Here is a 15226-nt window from a genome sequence, read left to right as displayed (position 1 = left end):
CTAGGCTTGAAGCATGACTCAGGCAGGGCGGAAATAGTGGCAAAACGCGGCAGGATCAGTAAGTCGCAAAGGTCGACGGCGGGAGTCGTCGAGGTGCCCACAGGCACCCGCCCCGACGGTCCGGTGGCGGGGGTCTACTACATCGATACCGGCGACTGCGAGTTACTGCAGGACCAGGACAACTCCAACGGCTGGCTCCTGAAGATCAACGGAGTCATGAGCTCGCACATTGACCTTGCTGACCCGCTGTTCCTCGACTTCGAATACATGCGCTGGATTGCGGCGCTGGTGGAGTCGCGCTGGCCCCGGGAACAGAAACCGAAACTGCGTGCCCTGCACTTGGGCGGGGGAGCATGCTCCATGGCGCGGTACTTCCACGCCGCCTATCCGGAAGCGCGGCAGGTGGTTGTGGAGCTCGACGGGAAACTGGCCGATTATGTTCGCGGCTGGTTCGACTTGCCCAAGGCCCCCTTGCTGCGCATCCGTGTGGGCGAAGCCCGTGAGGTGACCGAGTCGCTAACGCCGGACACCCGGGACCTCATCATTCGCGATGTCTTCGCAGGAGCCTTCACGCCCCGGGCCCTGACCACCAGGGAGTTCACCGCGCATGCGGACTCGGTCCTGGCCCCGGATGGACTGTATGTGGTCAATTCCGGCGATGCACCGGACCTCAAGAACGCCCGGGCCGACGCCGCCACCATCGCAGCCACCTTCGAACACACCATGATCATTGCCGATCCCGCCATGCTCAAGGGGCGACGCTACGGCAACATGATCATGGCCGGCAGCCACGCACCGTTCGGCGACGACCCCACCCTCGCCCGCAAGCTCCTGGGAGGAGGCGTTCCCGCGCACATGTGGGACGACGCCAAAGTGCGGGCCTTCGCCCAAGGAATCCCGGTCCGGCACGATCCCGTTACTGTGGCCGCAGACGAACCTTCAGTTGCGGCTGAGTGAACTGTTCCAGGCTTCCCACAGGTGAGCGTAGCGCCCGCCGACTGCCAGCAGTTCCTGATGGGAACCCGACTCGACAATCCGCCCCTGCTCCATGACCACCACGGTGTCAGCCGAGGCTGCTTGGGACAAGCGGTGCGCGATCACCACTGAGGTCCTTCCGGCCAATGCTGCTTCGGCAGCCTGATCCAGCATGTGGGCCGATCCGGTTCCGGCCTCAGCAGTAGCTTCGTCCAGGACCGCGATGGGTGGGTCTTTCAGCATCAAACGCGCGAGGGCCAATTGCTGCGCCTGCTCCGGAGTGAGCTGGTGGCCGCCGGCGCCTACGGAGGTGTCCAGTCCGTCGTCGAGCGTTTCAACCCAAGTCGCCCCAACTGTCTCCAGCACGTGCGCAAGCTCATCGGCGGCCGCGTCCGGTTTGGCGAGCCTGAGGTCCTCGGCGAGTGTGCCCGAGAAGACGTGCACCTCCTGGCTGACCATGGCAATGCGCTCGTGCAGCTCCGCCGGGGCACCAGCGGCTGAGTCCAGCCCGCCCACCCATGCTGTTCCGCTGTGGGGGTGTTCCAAGCCCATGATGACTTTGGCGAGGGTGGTCTTGCCGGCGCCTGAGGTGCCCACAATGGCCACTCGCTCCCCGGGTTGCACCGTGAGGGAGACGCCGTGGAGCGCGGGCCGCTGGCCGGGGTAGGCGAAGGTGACGTCGTCCAGGACGATGCCGGCATCAGCGGCCGCTGGCGAGGGCCGGGCAGTGGTTCGCCCCGCAGACATGGTGAGCCCGAACATCCTGCCCAATCCGGCTGCGGCTTTTTGAAGCTCATCGAACTGCCCCAGAACCAGCCCGATCGGATCGAAGAGCCGGTAGAAGTACAGTGCTGCTGCCGTCGCCGCGCCGATGGTGACGGCGCCCTCGGCGTGGAGCCAGAACCCCACCACCAGGACCGCGGACAAACCGATGAGTTCGGCCAAGTTGAGGCGGTTGTAGAAGCGGGTCAGGTAACCCACCCCGCGCATCGAATGGCCGATGTTTTCGTGGGAGGCTGCCGCCACAAGATCCGCATGCCGCGACCCGAGGCCCAACGCCACAACGGACGGCGAACCATGCACGGTCTCGATGATCTGCTCGGTCCGGTTGGCCTCGGTGATCCGCACGGTCCGGTAGATGGGCGCGGTTCGCTTGAGGAACCACCGCAGGGTGAAGACCTGCAGCGGCGCCGCAACGAGCACGGCCACTGCGAAGCGCCAGTCGATCACGCCCAGGCCCAGCAGCGTCACGGCGATGGTGAAGGCGGCGCTGGTGAACGCCGGAAGCACGCCCGAGATGGCCTCGCTGACGGCTTCAACGTCGCCGGACACGCGGGCCACGACGTCGCCGATGCCCGCCTTTTCCAGTTGGGCGAGCGGCTTCCGGGCGGCGGCGGCAAACACTTCCTCGCGCAGTCCGGCGAGGGCTTCCTCGCAGATCCGCGCCAGCAGGTTCTGGCCCAGAATGCCCAGCAGGGCGCCGAGTCCACCAGCAACCAGCAGCCCGATTGCCAGCCAGAGCAGGGACAAGACGTCCCCGCCCGAGGCCGCGATGTTGACCATCACGCCCAGAAGTGCCGGGGCCGCCAAGCCGCAACAGGACGCCGCCAGCAACACCACGATGGTCAGGGTGAGCCTGCCCGGGTGTTGCGCCAGCAGGCGCCACATTGCCTTCCGGGTCTCGCGTGGCGTGGCAATGGGCAGGATTTCCGCGCTCATGAGCCCACCACCTCACGGTAGCTGGCGGACGTGGCAAGAAGCTCCCGGTGCGTACCGGTTGCAGGCGGCCCATCAGTTCCGCCCATCACCACCCGATGGCAAATGGCCAGCAGAGTGGGACTCGTTGTCACCAACACCAGGGCCTTGTCCGGGAAGTTCCGCAAGCCATCAGCGATCACCGCTTCGGTGGCGGTATCGACGGCGGTAGTGGGGTCGTGCAGCACCAGAACCGGTTGTTTTTGGTGCAGCGAGCGGCCGAGCACCAGTCGCTGCCGCTGGCCTCCGGAGAGACTCTGGCCGTGCCCTGTGAGAACAGTTTCCGTGCCTTCCGGCAGTTGCGAGACGAAGTCCCCGACGGCGGCGGCCGCCAGGGCGCGTTCCTCCAGTTCGGTGCTGGATACTGCCACGTTTTCGCGGACACTGCCGCGGAACAGGACACCATCGTGGCTGTCGGCAAAGACCCGTGAACGGACGTGGTGGGGATCAAGGTGGGCGGCGTCGCGGCCATCGATGGATATCAGACCCAGGGGAGCCGGTGTGCGGAAGCCGAGAGTGTCAACCAGTTTCCGCGCTTGGTCTCCGTCCGGAAGAACGACGCCAACGATTTCGCCGATTGACGCAGTGAAGGGCGGGAATACGCTGTTGCCTGCCTTGTCGCTGAGTTCGAGCACCGGCGCTGGTTGCCCATATGGAGCTGGTTCCGCCGGGGAGGTGAGTGTTGCTGCTGAGCCAGCTGCCGCCGTCGTACGTTCTTCCGCGTCCGGGGCGGGTACGGCGTCCGGTTCCTCGAGCAGGACAGCGATGCGTGCTGCCGAGGCGCGTTTGCGTGCCAGTTCCACACTGAGGAAGCCCAGCGACGCCATGGGGCCCTGAACGAACTGGGCCACGCCAACAACGGCCACCAGTTCCCCCACCGTGATGGTTCCTTGGACGGCGAACCAAGCTGCGAAGAAGGCTATACCGGCCAGGAACGCTGCGGACAAGGCCGTGCTGGCTCCTGTGTAAGCGGACTTGGCGCGGATGGCTTTCAGGGCCGAAGCGAGGGATTCCCGGCTCGCTGCGCGGTAGCGCTCGATGGCTGCATCCTCGGCGCCAAGGCCCTTGAGGGGGCGTGAGCCGGTGATGAAATCGGTGGCCAAGGCGCCGGCGCGAGCCGCCGTGGACTGCTCCATGTCGCTGCGGTTTTCAAGCGGTTTGGTGAGCCGGTGCATCACCAGCAGCATGACCGGGGTTGCCAAGAGAACGGCAAGGCCCAGGGGCACCGAGATCAGCAGGAGGGTAACGGCCGAGGTGATCACGCCGGCCGCTGCAGCCAGACCGCCGCTGATCAGCCAGGACAGCCCGGCCACCCTGTCGGCGTCGGAAGAAGCAATGGCCACGATTTCGCCGGGTGCCCGTCGGGCCGCCATACCGCGGTGGTGAAGCGTCCGTTCCACCACCAGTTGCCGGAGGTCATGAGAGCCGTAATTGAAGGATCGCTCAGTGGCCAGGGTGCCGAGACGCCACGACAAAGCGAGCACAACGAACACCACAGCCAGGGCGCCCAGCCATCCGAGGAGCGCGCCGGCGTCGTTCGGTTGAATGGCGTTGTCCACCGCGGCGCCGATGGTTGCCGGCACCAAAGCCTCGCTGACCTGGTGCAGGGCGAGTCCCGCGCAGCCCACCAGCAACAGCTTCCAGCGGCGATTAGCGAACAAAGTGAAGGTGAAGAGACGGGAGACCGTCCAGGGTGCTGGCTTGTTACGTCCGGGCGGGCAGGACGGAATGGCGGAACTGGAGGGCATGCTTACCATAGTAAGGCTCACCTAACTTCGAGAAGGCCAGATGACCCGCCAAGCTATATCGCAATCCGGACAGACCGCGCCAGCTTCGGAAATCCAGGTGGACGCTTCTGTGGAGGGCGAGACGATGTCGCAGGACTATGGCGTTTACACGGGATATTTCGAGTGCGCGACGCCGGCGACGTGGACTGAACACGTCCACGATACCCATGAGCTGCTTTGGGGTGCCCGCGGAGTGCTGACGGTGGAGGCCGGCGGAGGCTTCTTTGCTGTCCCGGCCACCCTGGGGTTGTGGATTCCCGCAGGGGTGGTTCATGCGGTGAAATCCACGCAGGGGACCGACTTCTACTGCTCGCACATATCTACGCAGCTCGCCCCGCAGCTCGCCCCGCAGCTGGCCCCGCAGCTGGCAAGCCGGACCGTGGCGGTTACTGTGCCCAGGGCCGCTCAGGAGCTGCTGCGCCACATGAGCAACTTCGACATGGACGATTCCATCAGGAAACGTTCGGAGCAAGTTGTACTGGGACTGTTGGATGTAGTGGATGCCAGGCCGATGCTGTTGCCGATGCCCTCCGACCCTCGCCTGGAGCTCATTGCCCGGGCCCTCCTGGATGATCCTGCCCTGGACCGTTCACTGGAGGAGTGGAGCGTTCAGGTTTCCATCAGTGTCCGCAACTTGTCCCGCCTCTTCCACAAGGAAACGGGGATGACGTTTGCCCAGTGGCGCATCCACGCCCGGGTGCGGGTTGCCCTGGGTTTACTGGCCGCCGGCTACCCGGTTTCCTCGGTCAGCAGGAGGGTGGGTTACAACAACCCGAGCGCCTTCGTGCAGGTGTTCCGAAAGGTGATGGGGCACACTCCCGGCTGGTACGTGTCCTCGCTTAAGGCCGGAAACCGCCATTCTTTGGCCGGTTCCGAGTAGAATCCAGGGGCTCCTCAGCCCCTTGCGTTGTTAGGGTAGGTATACCTAACTTCGGCGGCCCGTCGAGATACCTGCGGCCGCTACCGGGAGCTCTCCGTCTCCCCTGAGAATCAAGAGGACCGCAGTGATTTCACGCTCTAAAACCATGTCTGCCGCCGTTGCGGCCCTGGCCTCCGCGGCCCTGCTCCTGAGTGGCTGCGCCACCACTGACGCCAGCGCCACCACCAAATCCGAAACGCGGACGGTCCAAAGTGAGGTCAAGGAAGTAGTCATGCCGGCCGAGCCGAAGAAGGCCCTGGGCATGTACACCACGGACCTGGACATGTTGATCACGCTCGGCATACCACTCGCAAGCCAGCAGCCCATCCGGGACAGCGGATACACGGGCTTCCCGTACTTCTTCGACCAAGATGCACTCAAGGGCATCACCCCATTCACCAACTACCCGGAGTTCAACTTTGAGGCCATCCTCAAAGCACAGCCGGACGTGATCCTGAACGGCCTGGGCTACGAAAAGGAGCTTGACGCCAAGCTCTCCGACATCGCCCCCACCTACACTTTCAACGGCTTCGACGGCAGCGACTGGCGCACCAAGTTCAAGACCGTAGCCGAGGCTTTCGGCAAGACCGACCAGTACCAAGCCTGGATGGATAAGTACCAGGCAAAGGTTGACGACGTGAAGAAGCGCCTGGCCGATGCCGGCAAGAGCAACCTGGTGATTGGCCCGGTGGACTACTACGAAGACCAAGTTTCGGTCAGTTGCTACGGGACGCCGTGCCTGGTCATCAAGGACCTGGGCCTGAAGGTTTCCCCACTAGCCGACGGCGAAGGTGTCAAGCTCAGTGCCGAGCAGCTCCAACAGCTCAACGGAATCGACGCCATCATCACCACCGAGGTTCCCGAGAAGGACGGCGCAAACCCGGACGCCTTCGCTCCGCTGGCCAACAACAAACTGTGGACCTCGCTGCCGTTCGTGGCCAACAAGCAGATCCACACCTACGACCTCGAAATGATCTACGGCTCCCCGAGCGGCCAGTATGCCCTGCTGGAGAAGTTTGAAAAGGCGCTCCTATCATGATGCGGATCTACCGTGCCGAGGTCATTTCCACACTGCTGCTCACCCCCGGAATGATCCGGATTACCTTTGGCGGTCCGGGGCTGGCCGGCTTCGACACCACTGGAGTCGGGGACGAATACCTTCGCGTGTTCTTGCCGGATCCGGGCTGCCATGAGGCCCGCCTGCCCATCTCCACCGGGGACTCGTGGGACTGGTCGCCTGGCGTCGAACCGTCCGCCATGCGGACGTACACGGTCCGCGCGGTGGACGCCGGCGCAGGCACCGTGGACATTGACTTCGTGGTTCACGACGGCGGATTGGCAGCTTCCTGGGCCGGGCGCGCCCAAGCGGGCGACGTCGTCGGACTTAACTCTCCAACCGGACTGTATGAACCGCCGGCCGGGCTGCAGTGGCAGATCCTGCTCGCCGACGCCACGGGCCTCCCGGCCGTCGCGCGGCTCGTTGAGCAGAGTCCGCCGGGTGTCCGGACGCGGGTCCTGATCGAAGTGGAGGATCCGTCGCACCAGCAGGAACTTACCCTTGGCGCCGGAACCGAGGTTGCCTGGATTTACGGTGGGAACGGCCACAGCCAATCCCGTTTGGACGAGGTTCTGCGCTCCATGGAATTGCCTGGCGGCGTGGGCTACATCTGGGTCGCCGGCGAAACCAAGGTATTGCGCGGGATCCGCAAGTACCTCCGGCATGACAAGAAGCTCAAGCCCGAGTCCTACAAGCTGATTGGCTACTGGACGGACAAGAGCGAAGCCTGGGAAGAGCGCTGGGAAAATCTCGACGCCCAAACGCGCCGCTGGTTTGACGAACTGTGGTCCAACGAGAAGTGGGATCGCGAGGAAATCGTGGACCTTCAGGACGCCAAGTTCGAATTGCTGGGCCTCTAAATGGCGTCCGGGACCATGGCGCCGCGCTCGGCAACTGCGGCGGCGGTCGAGCTGCCAGACGCGGTGCCGGTTGCCGGGGACTCCCCGCCACCCTCGGCGTCGGCAGGGTTGGTGGCCGTGAACCGGTACCGCCTGCTGGGATTGCTCACAGCACTCGCCGCGCTGGCCCTGGTCCTGTGGCTGAGCCTGGTGGTGGGGTCCAAGGACGTTGACTTGGCCGCTCTCTGGCCCGCGATCACCGCCTACGATGGCTCGCCGGAACACGTCATCATCCACGATCTCCGCCTGCCACGGACTGTCACTGGCGTGGTGGTCGCGGTTGCCCTCGGCTTGTCCGGGGCACTCATCCAGGCGTTGACCCGCAACCCGTTGGCGGACCCCGGCATCCTGGGCGTCAACGCGGGCGCGGGGTTCTCCGTGGTCCTTGGAGTGGCGATCTTCGGCGTCACCAGCATCCAGGAGTACATCTGGTTCTCCTTCGCGGGTGCAGTGGTGGCCACCGTGGCTGTGTACTTCATCGGTTCACGGGGGAGGGGCGGCGCAACCCCGCTCCGCCTCACCCTTGCCGGAGTTGCCCTCGGGGCAGTCCTGGGCGGGATATCGTCCGGCATCACGCTGCTTCGCCCGGCCGTTTTTGACAGCATGCGCAGTTGGAGCGCCGGCACCCTCAGCAACCGTACGTGGGAGATCTTCACCACCGTGGCGCCGTTCATCCTTGTTGGAACGCTCATCGCCCTTGCCATGGCCCGGCCCTTGAACGCCGTGGCCATGGGCGACGACACCGCCAAGTCACTCGGGGCCAACATTGTGAGCACCCGCGTCTGGACCATCGTTTCAGTGACCCTGCTCTGCGGCGCCGCGACCGCAGCCGCGGGCCCCATCGGATTCGTGGGGCTCATGGTCCCGCACGTTGCCCGATGGATTGTTGGTCCGGACCAGCGATGGATCCTGGCCTACACGCTGGTGCTGTCTCCCGTGCTGCTGTTGGTGTCCGACATCCTGGGGCGCCTTGTTCTCCGTCCCGGCGAGATGCAGGTTGGAATCATCACCGCATTTGTTGGCGCGCCCGTCCTCATCTGGCTCATCCGACGCCGGAAAGTGAGCACCTTGTGATTTCGGTTGAGTCAGCTACCCCGGTTGAGCAAGCGGCGCCCGTTGACTTTGGCAGGCAGACCCTCTCCGTCCGCCGCTTCGGCGGGCGCGTCTCACTCCGCATCGACGTCCGCACCCTGATTGTCACCGCCGTCCTCGTCACGGCCGCCCTGGCGCTCGCCGTCGTCGCCCTTGGCCTGGGCGAGTTCAGCGTGGCGGTACCGGACGTTGTTTCTGCGCTGCTGGGCCAATCCGGCGGCGCCGTGCACATGGTGGTGGTGGAGTGGAGATTGCCCCGCGTCCTCCTGGCCCTGTTATTGGGGGCGGCCATGGGGGTTAGCGGGGCAATCTTCCAGTCGCTGACCCGAAACGCACTGGGAAGTCCGGACGTGATCGGCTTCAACACCGGTGCATACACCGGCGCGCTGGTGGTCATCCTGCTGATGGGCGGCGGTTACTACGCGGTGTCTGCCGGTGCGTTGGTGGGTGGGCTGGTGACGGCGGCGCTCGTGTACGTATTCGCTTACAAGAAGGGCATCCAGGGTTTCCGGCTCATCATCGCCGGCATCGCTATGAGCGCCATGTTGGCGTCGGTGAACACCTTCATGATCCTCAAAGCCTCCCTGGAACAGGCCATGTCCGCGGCCGTCTGGGGCGCTGGTTCCCTGAACAAAGTTTCGTGGGATCAGGTGTTGCCTGTGGTGGTCATCTTCATGGCGCTGCTGGCTGTGCTGTCTTTCTACGGTAGGCGACTGGGCCTGTTGGAAATGGGCGACGACGCCGCCCGGGCCTTGGGCGTTCGGCTGGAAGGCTCGCGGCTGGTCCTCGCAGTGGTGGGCGTGGCTTTGACGGCAATGGTCACCGCTGCTGCCGGCCCGATCGCGTTTGTTTCCTTGGCCGCCCCTCAACTTGCTCGGCGACTGACCCGGTCCGCTTCTGTGGCAATGGTTCCATCGGCCGCCATGGGTGCGTTCCTGCTGGTGGCCAGCGACATCGTGGCCCAGAACCTTTTCGCGCCCGTCCAATTGCCCGTGGGTGTAGTGACCGTCAGCATCGGTGGGTGCTACCTCGTGTGGCTACTTGCCCGTGAGGTGAAGCGGCAATGAGTGACGACTTGAAGGAGATTGCCATGACTAACGTGTTGGTTGAACCGGGATCGGCAGGCTCGCGGCCTTCCCGGGTCTGCTCTGGCGTGGGTTCGCGCCTCAGGGCCGATAATGTGAGCCTCGGATACGCTGGCCGCACGGTGTCCTCGGCGCTCGATGTCCGCATTCCCGACGGCGAGTTCACAGTGATCGTGGGCCCGAATGCCTGCGGTAAGTCAACACTGTTGCGGGCGTTGTCCCGGTTGCTGGAACCTTCCTCCGGTTCCGTTGTGTTGGACGGCAAGAACATTTCGTCCTACGGAGCCAAGGAAGTCGCCCGGCGTCTCGGTTTGTTGCCGCAGACATCCATTGCGCCCGACGGAATCACCGTGGCCGACCTTGTTGCCCGTGGACGCTACCCGCACCAGAAGCTGTTGCGTCAATGGTCCGAATCCGATGAAGCCGCAGTAGTTGCTGCGTTGGAGGCCACCAACGTAACGTCGCTGTCCGGTCGCTTGGTGGACGAACTCTCCGGTGGGCAGCGGCAACGCGTGTGGGTGGCCATGGTGCTGGCACAGCAAACCCCTTTATTGCTCCTGGACGAGCCCACCACGTTCCTGGATATCGCGCACCAGATCGAGCTCCTTGAGCTGTTCCGGCGGCTTAACGGCGAGGGCAATACCTTGGTGGCCGTGCTGCACGACCTCAACCACGCCTGCCGCTACGCAACGCACCTCATCGCGATGAAGGACGGCGCGGTGGTTGCCGAGGGCCGGCCCGCCGACGTGGTCACGGCCGAGTTGGTGGAGCACGTATTTGGCCTGCCGTGCGTAGTCATCGACGATCCTGTGAGCCACACGCCGCTGGTAATCCCCTTGGGGTCGTGATTTCCCCCTTGCGCTATTCCGCGCCCAGCAACTCCTCCCGACGCTGCTCCGTCTCCTCCCGCAAGGCCTGCACGACGGCGGCAACTGCGGGGCGGCGCATGGAGTCGGGGCGGAGGACCATCCAGTAGGGCAGGAGCTCCGCGAAGTCCGCTGGCAGGAGCCGCACCAAATCACTGTGCCGATCGGCCATGAAGCACGGCAGGAATCCCACGCCCGCCCCGGCACGGGTAGCCTCAACATGCACGAACACATTGGTTGAACTCAGGCCGTCGCGCATGGCTGGGACCAGCCTGCGGGGAGCATCCAAGTCATCCACTTGCAGCATGGAGTCCACAAAGTACACCAGTTGGTGCTGCGTGAGCTCCTCGATGCTGGACGGCGTTCCGTTGTCTTTCAAATAGGCGCGGGACGCGTACATCCCCAGCCGGTACTCACCGAGCCGGATCGCCTCGGCCCGGTGCACCTGCGGCGTCCCCACCACCACCTCGATGTCCAGGCCCGATCGCTGTTGCAACGCCCGCCGTGTCACAGTGACGATCTCGACGCTGAGTCCCGGATGCTCCCTTCTCAAACGGGCCACGGCAGGTGCCGCGATATAGGCGCTGAAGCCATCAGTTGCGGTCATGCGTACGACGCCGGTAATGGGGTCGGGTGCGCGGTCGCTCGGTCCCAGCGCGCCCACCGCCGCTTCGATCCGTTCCGCGACCAGCACCGCTTCCGCTCCCAGCTCCGTTACCTCCCAACCACCAGCCGCGCGCGCGAGGACCCGGCCCCCAAGCGCTTTCTCCAGCGCCGCTATCCTGCGCGAAACGGTGGTGTGGTTGAGTCCCAAGGCTTGGGCCGCCGTCGTAAATCTTCCTGAACGTGAGACGGTAAGCAAGATGAGGAGGTCGTCGGGGTTCGGATTCATATCTGCAATTTTGCACATACTCAGTGCCACTTTGGTCATTGAGTGCGGAAGAATCTGCAGCAATACTCAGTGGAGCATTTCGTGTTGTGGATCACATCACGTTCAAGAGGGTCAAAGAGGACACTGAGGAGATGGATATGAGCGTAGAGCAGCGCTCCGCATCAAGAGCAGGGAAAGGCGCCGGCGAAGGTTCCGGACTCAAGAAGATCGTCGCCGCATCGATGGTGGGCACGGTGGTGGAGTGGTACGAGTTCTTCCTGTACGCCACTGCCGCCACGCTGGTTTTCGGCAAGTACTTCTTCCCGAGCACGGGCAACGAACTGGACGGCATCATCCAGGCCTTCATCACGTACGCCGTTGGTTTCGTGGCCCGTCCGCTGGGTGGCATCGTCTTCGGCCAGATCGGCGACAAGCTGGGACGCAAACCTACCCTGCAGCTGACCATCGTGATTGTGGGCGTCTCGACATTCCTGATGGGCTGCCTCCCCGGCTTCATGGAAATCGGCTACTGGGCACCGGCCATGCTGGTTGCTCTTCGCTTCATCCAAGGCTTCGCGCTCGGTGGCGAATGGGGCGGTGCTGTCCTGCTGGTGGCTGAGCACAGCCCCAACAAGTCCCGCGGTTTCTGGTCATCCTGGCCGCAGGCAGCCGTGCCGGTGGGTAACCTCCTGGCCACGCTGGTCCTGTTCGTCATGTCCACCACACTGAGCAGCGAAGCCTTCCTCGGCTGGGGCTGGCGCGTAGCGTTCTGGCTTTCTGCAGTGATCGTGTTCGTTGGCTACTACATCCGCACCCACGTCACCGAAGCCCCGATCTTCCTCGAAGCCAAGGCACAGGTGCAGGAGTCCAAGGCCATCAGCTACGGTGTTGGCGAGGTCATCCGCAAGTACCCCAAGGGCATCTTGCAGGCCATGGGCCTCCGCTTCGCCGAGAACATCATGTACTACCTCGTGGTGAGCTTCGCGATTGTCTACCTCAAGAGCGTCCACAAGTACGACACTTCCTCGCTCCTTCTGGCGCTCCTGATCGCCCATGTGATCCACTTCCTGGTCATCCCGCAGGTGGGACGCCTGGTGGATTCGTGGGGACGCAAGCCCGTCTACCTGGTGGGCGCAATCACCGGCGCAACCTGGCCGTTCTTCGCATTCCCCATGTTCGACACCAAGAACGCCGTAGTGATTGTGCTGGCCGTGACCATCGGCCTGTGCCTCCACGCTTTCATGTACGCGGGGCAGCCGGCCATCATGTCCGAGCTCTTCCCCACCCGCATGCGCTACTCCGGTGTCTCGCTCGGCTCGCAGGTCACGTCCATCTTCGCCGGCTCACTCGCCCCACTGCTGGCGACCCAGTGGCTCAAGGACACCGGCTCATGGGTTCCCACAGCGATCTACCTTGTAGTCGCCTGCGCCATCACCGTCGTCGCCGTTGTTTCACTCAAGGAAACCAGGGGCATCGCGCTGCAAGAGGTGGACGAGGCGGACGCAATCCGGCATGGACTGACTACGTCTTCAGCAGCGAAGGGCTAATTTGATGGACAACTCCTTGAACGGACGCAAAGCACTGGTGACCGGCGGCGCCAGCGGAATCGGGGCCGCCTGCGCCCGGGCGCTCGCCGCCCGCGGAGCGAAAGTAGTAGTGGCCGACGTCGATGCCTCCGGAGCTGCGGCGCTCGCCGATGAGCTGGGCGGCACAGCCTGGACGGTGGACCTGTTGGACGTGGACGCGCTGGCCGCCCTGAGCCTCGACTGCGGCATCCTGGTCAACAACGCAGGGATCCAGAAAGTTGCGCCGATAGAGGAGTTCGAACCCGCCGAGTTCCGGCGGATCCTGGCCCTGATGCTGGAGGCCCCGTTCCTCCTCATCAGGGCCGCCCTCCCGCACATGTACGCCAACGGGTTCGGCCGGATCATCAACATCTCGTCGGTCCACGGGCTCCGCGCCTCGGCCTACAAGAGCGCGTACGTGTCCGCCAAGCACGGCCTCGAGGGACTCAGCAAGGTCACTGCCTTGGAGGGCGGCGAGCGCGGGGTCACGTCCAACTGCATCAACCCCGGGTACGTTCGGACCCCCTTGGTGGAACGCCAGATTGCCGATCAAGCCCGGCTCCACGGCATCCCCGAGGCCGAGGTTTTGGCCAAGGTGATGCTGACGGAGTCCGCGGTGAAGCGGTTGGTGGAGGTGGAGGAAGTTGCGTCGTTGGCAGCGTGGATAGCCTCCGACGACGCCGGCATGGTTACCGGTGCGAGCTACACCATGGATGGTGGATGGTCGGCTCGGTAGCCCTGCCGCGCCCACCCTTTCGCCGAGATGGCATTAACTGCCATCTCGGCGCGGGTGCGCTTCAAACGTTTGCTGCGACGCGGGCGTTTGTGGGGTTTTCCACATAGACAACTACAGGTCTGATGTTCGGCCGGGGTCCCTGGAAGAGTAGCTTTATGGGCGGAATTCGGGGATCGCAGGAGGCAGCAGTGGCTTCGCCACTGGCTTTACCAGCCCGTGTCCTGCCTTCTGCACCTCCCGGGGCGGTGGCGTCTGGAGTGGCAGTTAGCGGACGGGGCATCCGGGAGCTCATCCTTGAGCTGGGGTCACTTCAGATCACCGCCGATAGCTCGGCGCTGATTGATGAATTGCGCGATCTTGAGGACCTGAAGTCTGCCATTTCAGCCCGGCAAGCCCGGGTTGCGGTGGCGTTTGATCTGGCGCAGAGGGCCGAGCAGGCCCAGGCCGGGGTTCCCGCGGCAGAGCGTGGCATGGGCGTTGCTGCGCAGGTGGCGTTGGCACGGCGGGAATAACCGAATAAAGGATCCAGACTCTTTGGCTTTGCCAAAGCGCTTGTCACGGAGATGCCGCGAACCATGGCAGCACTGGAGTCGGGCCAGTTGAACGAGTGGCGGGCCACGCTGCTCGTGAAGGAAACAGCCTGCCTGTCCGTTGAGGACCGGGCAGCGGTGGACGAGGAACTCGCCCCGAACGCCGGGACCTTCGATGGGACCGGAGACAAGGCCATCATCGCCGCCGCAAAGCCGCCGCATATCGTTGTGACCCGCGGTCTGTGGCACAGCGAGCCAGCCGTGCAGCTACGGAACGTACGGTCAGCCTCCGTCCTGCGCCAGACACCATGACGTACCTCACCGCACTGCTCCCGGTCGCCCAAGGCGTGGCCGTCTATGCAGCGCTGGCCCGGACAGCGGACTCCGTCCGTTCCAGCGGGGACGCGCGGACCCGCGGCCAAGTCATGGCTGACACCCTGACCGAACGCGTTACGGGCACGTCGGGTGGTGTCGCGGGCATCAACCTCAACCTCGTCATGACCGATCGCACGCTCTTTCAAGGGGACCCCGAGCCCGCGCGGCTCGAAGGCTACGGAATCGTACCCGCTGAATGGGCAAGGGCGCTTCTGGTTGAGGAACAATCCGGGTATGAGGATCAGCTTCATTGGAACCTGGAGTCCGCGGACCGCAGCGAATTAAGAGTGCTGCTCCGCCGCCTCTACACAGCTCCCCGCAGCGGCGAGCTCCTGACGATGGACTCAAAAGCACGGTTCTTCCCCCAAAAGTTGAGACGCTTCATCCACATCCGGGACAACACATGCCGTACCCCGTATTGTGACGCGCCCATCCGGCACATCGACCACGTCATTCCCTGGCATTCAGAAGGCAGCACCCACCTCAACAATGGGGCCGGGCTTTGCGAAGCCTGCAACCACACCAAGGAGAATCCGGGCTGGACCGCAAAGAGCATGCCCGGTGACGTGCACACCATCCGTGTCAGCACTCCCACCGGGCATAGCTACAAATCCAAAGCGCCACCGCTGCCGGGGCACAAGTCCACGCGCCTCAGAAACTAGACGCGGCCAGCAAACGACAGCCCGGCCAGCAAACTACAGCCCGGCCAGCAAA

Annotated in this window: 12 protein-coding genes and 1 pseudogene; 10 read left to right on the top strand and 3 right to left on the bottom strand. The window is 64.2% G+C overall.

Translation table 11 applies throughout. From position 1 onward, the window contains the following. The first annotated feature begins 36 nt into the window (after positions 1 to 36). Positions 37 to 957, top strand: coding sequence for a spermidine synthase (locus tag J3A64_RS16425; protein WP_014920511.1), 921 nt, complete (start codon positions 37 to 39; stop codon positions 955 to 957). Here J3A64_RS16425 and J3A64_RS16420 read toward each other — a convergent pair. Both J3A64_RS16420 and J3A64_RS16415 read right to left on the bottom strand, forming a co-directional pair. Further along, positions 940 to 2694, bottom strand: coding sequence for an ABC transporter ATP-binding protein (locus J3A64_RS16420; protein WP_210064944.1), 1755 nt, complete (start codon positions 2692 to 2694; stop codon positions 940 to 942). The genes J3A64_RS16425 and J3A64_RS16420 overlap by 18 nt on opposite strands. Next, positions 2691 to 4478, bottom strand: a complete 1788-nt coding sequence (locus J3A64_RS16415) for an ABC transporter ATP-binding protein (protein WP_286176369.1) — start codon at positions 4476 to 4478, stop codon at positions 2691 to 2693. The genes J3A64_RS16420 and J3A64_RS16415 overlap by 4 nt, the downstream gene beginning before the upstream one ends. A 40-nt stretch (positions 4479 to 4518) precedes the next feature. On the opposite strand from J3A64_RS16415, the gene J3A64_RS16410 reads away from it, so the two are divergent. From J3A64_RS16410 to J3A64_RS16385, 6 genes are all read left to right on the top strand, one after another. Next, entirely contained in the window at positions 4519 to 5397 is an 879-nt protein-coding gene (locus tag J3A64_RS16410; protein ID WP_286176368.1) for an AraC family transcriptional regulator, read from the top strand. 145 nt (positions 5398 to 5542) lie between these two features. Further along, positions 5543 to 6475: an ABC transporter substrate-binding protein gene (locus J3A64_RS16405; RefSeq protein WP_014920515.1), complete on the top strand. Its 933-nt coding sequence runs from the start codon at positions 5543 to 5545 to the stop codon at positions 6473 to 6475. Further along, positions 6472 to 7353, top strand: coding sequence for a siderophore-interacting protein (locus J3A64_RS16400; RefSeq protein WP_210064940.1), 882 nt, complete (start codon positions 6472 to 6474; stop codon positions 7351 to 7353). The genes J3A64_RS16405 and J3A64_RS16400 overlap by 4 nt, the downstream gene beginning before the upstream one ends. Then, positions 7354 to 8466 carry an iron chelate uptake ABC transporter family permease subunit gene (locus J3A64_RS16395; protein ID WP_011773148.1) on the top strand — a complete coding sequence of 371 codons (1113 nt, stop codon included), beginning with the start codon at positions 7354 to 7356 and terminating at the stop codon, positions 8464 to 8466. Continuing rightward, positions 8463 to 9551: an iron chelate uptake ABC transporter family permease subunit gene (locus J3A64_RS16390; protein ID WP_210064938.1), complete on the top strand. Its 1089-nt coding sequence runs from the start codon at positions 8463 to 8465 to the stop codon at positions 9549 to 9551. Before J3A64_RS16395 ends, J3A64_RS16390 begins: the two co-directional genes overlap by 4 nt. Positions 9552 to 9574: 23 nt before the next feature. Further along, entirely contained in the window at positions 9575 to 10417 is an 843-nt protein-coding gene (locus tag J3A64_RS16385) for an ABC transporter ATP-binding protein (RefSeq protein ID WP_286176367.1), read from the top strand. 13 nt (positions 10418 to 10430) lie between these two features. On the opposite strand, the gene J3A64_RS16380 is transcribed toward J3A64_RS16385, so the two are convergent. Next, positions 10431 to 11327: a LysR family transcriptional regulator gene (locus J3A64_RS16380; protein ID WP_210064934.1), complete on the bottom strand. Its 897-nt coding sequence runs from the start codon at positions 11325 to 11327 to the stop codon at positions 10431 to 10433. Between the two features lie 137 nt (positions 11328 to 11464). Here J3A64_RS16380 and J3A64_RS16375 point away from each other — a divergent pair, with 137 nt between their 5' ends. From J3A64_RS16375 to J3A64_RS16365, 3 genes and pseudogenes are all read left to right on the top strand, one after another. Further along, positions 11465 to 12853: an MFS transporter gene (locus J3A64_RS16375; protein ID WP_210064932.1), complete on the top strand. Its 1389-nt coding sequence runs from the start codon at positions 11465 to 11467 to the stop codon at positions 12851 to 12853. Positions 12854 to 12857: 4 nt separating this feature from the next. Continuing rightward, complete coding sequence (locus J3A64_RS16370; protein WP_210064930.1) at positions 12858 to 13607, top strand: 3-hydroxybutyrate dehydrogenase; 750 nt, start codon at positions 12858 to 12860, stop codon at positions 13605 to 13607. 122 nt (positions 13608 to 13729) lie between these two features. Further along, positions 13730 to 15174 (top strand): annotated as a pseudogene (locus J3A64_RS16365) (DUF222 domain-containing protein). The last annotated feature ends 52 nt before the right edge of the window (positions 15175 to 15226 follow it).

This window comes from Pseudarthrobacter sp. PvP004 (genome assembly GCF_017876035.1).
Classification (GTDB): domain Bacteria; phylum Actinomycetota; class Actinomycetes; order Actinomycetales; family Micrococcaceae; genus Arthrobacter; species Arthrobacter aurescens_A.
This window is presented reverse-complemented; position numbering and strand designations above follow the sequence as displayed.

Excerpts from the sequence above, each read along its gene's own strand:
- J3A64_RS16420 (WP_210064944.1), bottom strand. The coding sequence starts at position 2,694 with ATGAGCGCGGAAATCCTGCCCATTGCCACGCCACGCGAGACCCGGAAG.
- J3A64_RS16415 (WP_286176369.1), bottom strand. The coding sequence starts at position 4,478 with ATGCCCTCCAGTTCCGCCATTCCGTCCTGCCCGCCCGGACGTAACAAG.
- J3A64_RS16410 (WP_286176368.1), top strand. The coding sequence starts at position 4,519 with ATGACCCGCCAAGCTATATCGCAATCCGGACAGACCGCGCCAGCTTCG.
- J3A64_RS16405 (WP_014920515.1), top strand. The coding sequence starts at position 5,543 with ATGTCTGCCGCCGTTGCGGCCCTGGCCTCCGCGGCCCTGCTCCTGAGT.
- J3A64_RS16400 (WP_210064940.1), top strand. The coding sequence starts at position 6,472 with ATGATGCGGATCTACCGTGCCGAGGTCATTTCCACACTGCTGCTCACC.
- J3A64_RS16395 (WP_011773148.1), top strand. The coding sequence starts at position 7,354 with ATGGCGTCCGGGACCATGGCGCCGCGCTCGGCAACTGCGGCGGCGGTC.
- J3A64_RS16385 (WP_286176367.1), top strand. The coding sequence starts at position 9,575 with ATGACTAACGTGTTGGTTGAACCGGGATCGGCAGGCTCGCGGCCTTCC.
- J3A64_RS16380 (WP_210064934.1), bottom strand. The coding sequence starts at position 11,327 with ATGAATCCGAACCCCGACGACCTCCTCATCTTGCTTACCGTCTCACGT.
- J3A64_RS16375 (WP_210064932.1), top strand. The coding sequence starts at position 11,465 with ATGAGCGTAGAGCAGCGCTCCGCATCAAGAGCAGGGAAAGGCGCCGGC.
- J3A64_RS16370 (WP_210064930.1), top strand. The coding sequence starts at position 12,858 with ATGGACAACTCCTTGAACGGACGCAAAGCACTGGTGACCGGCGGCGCC.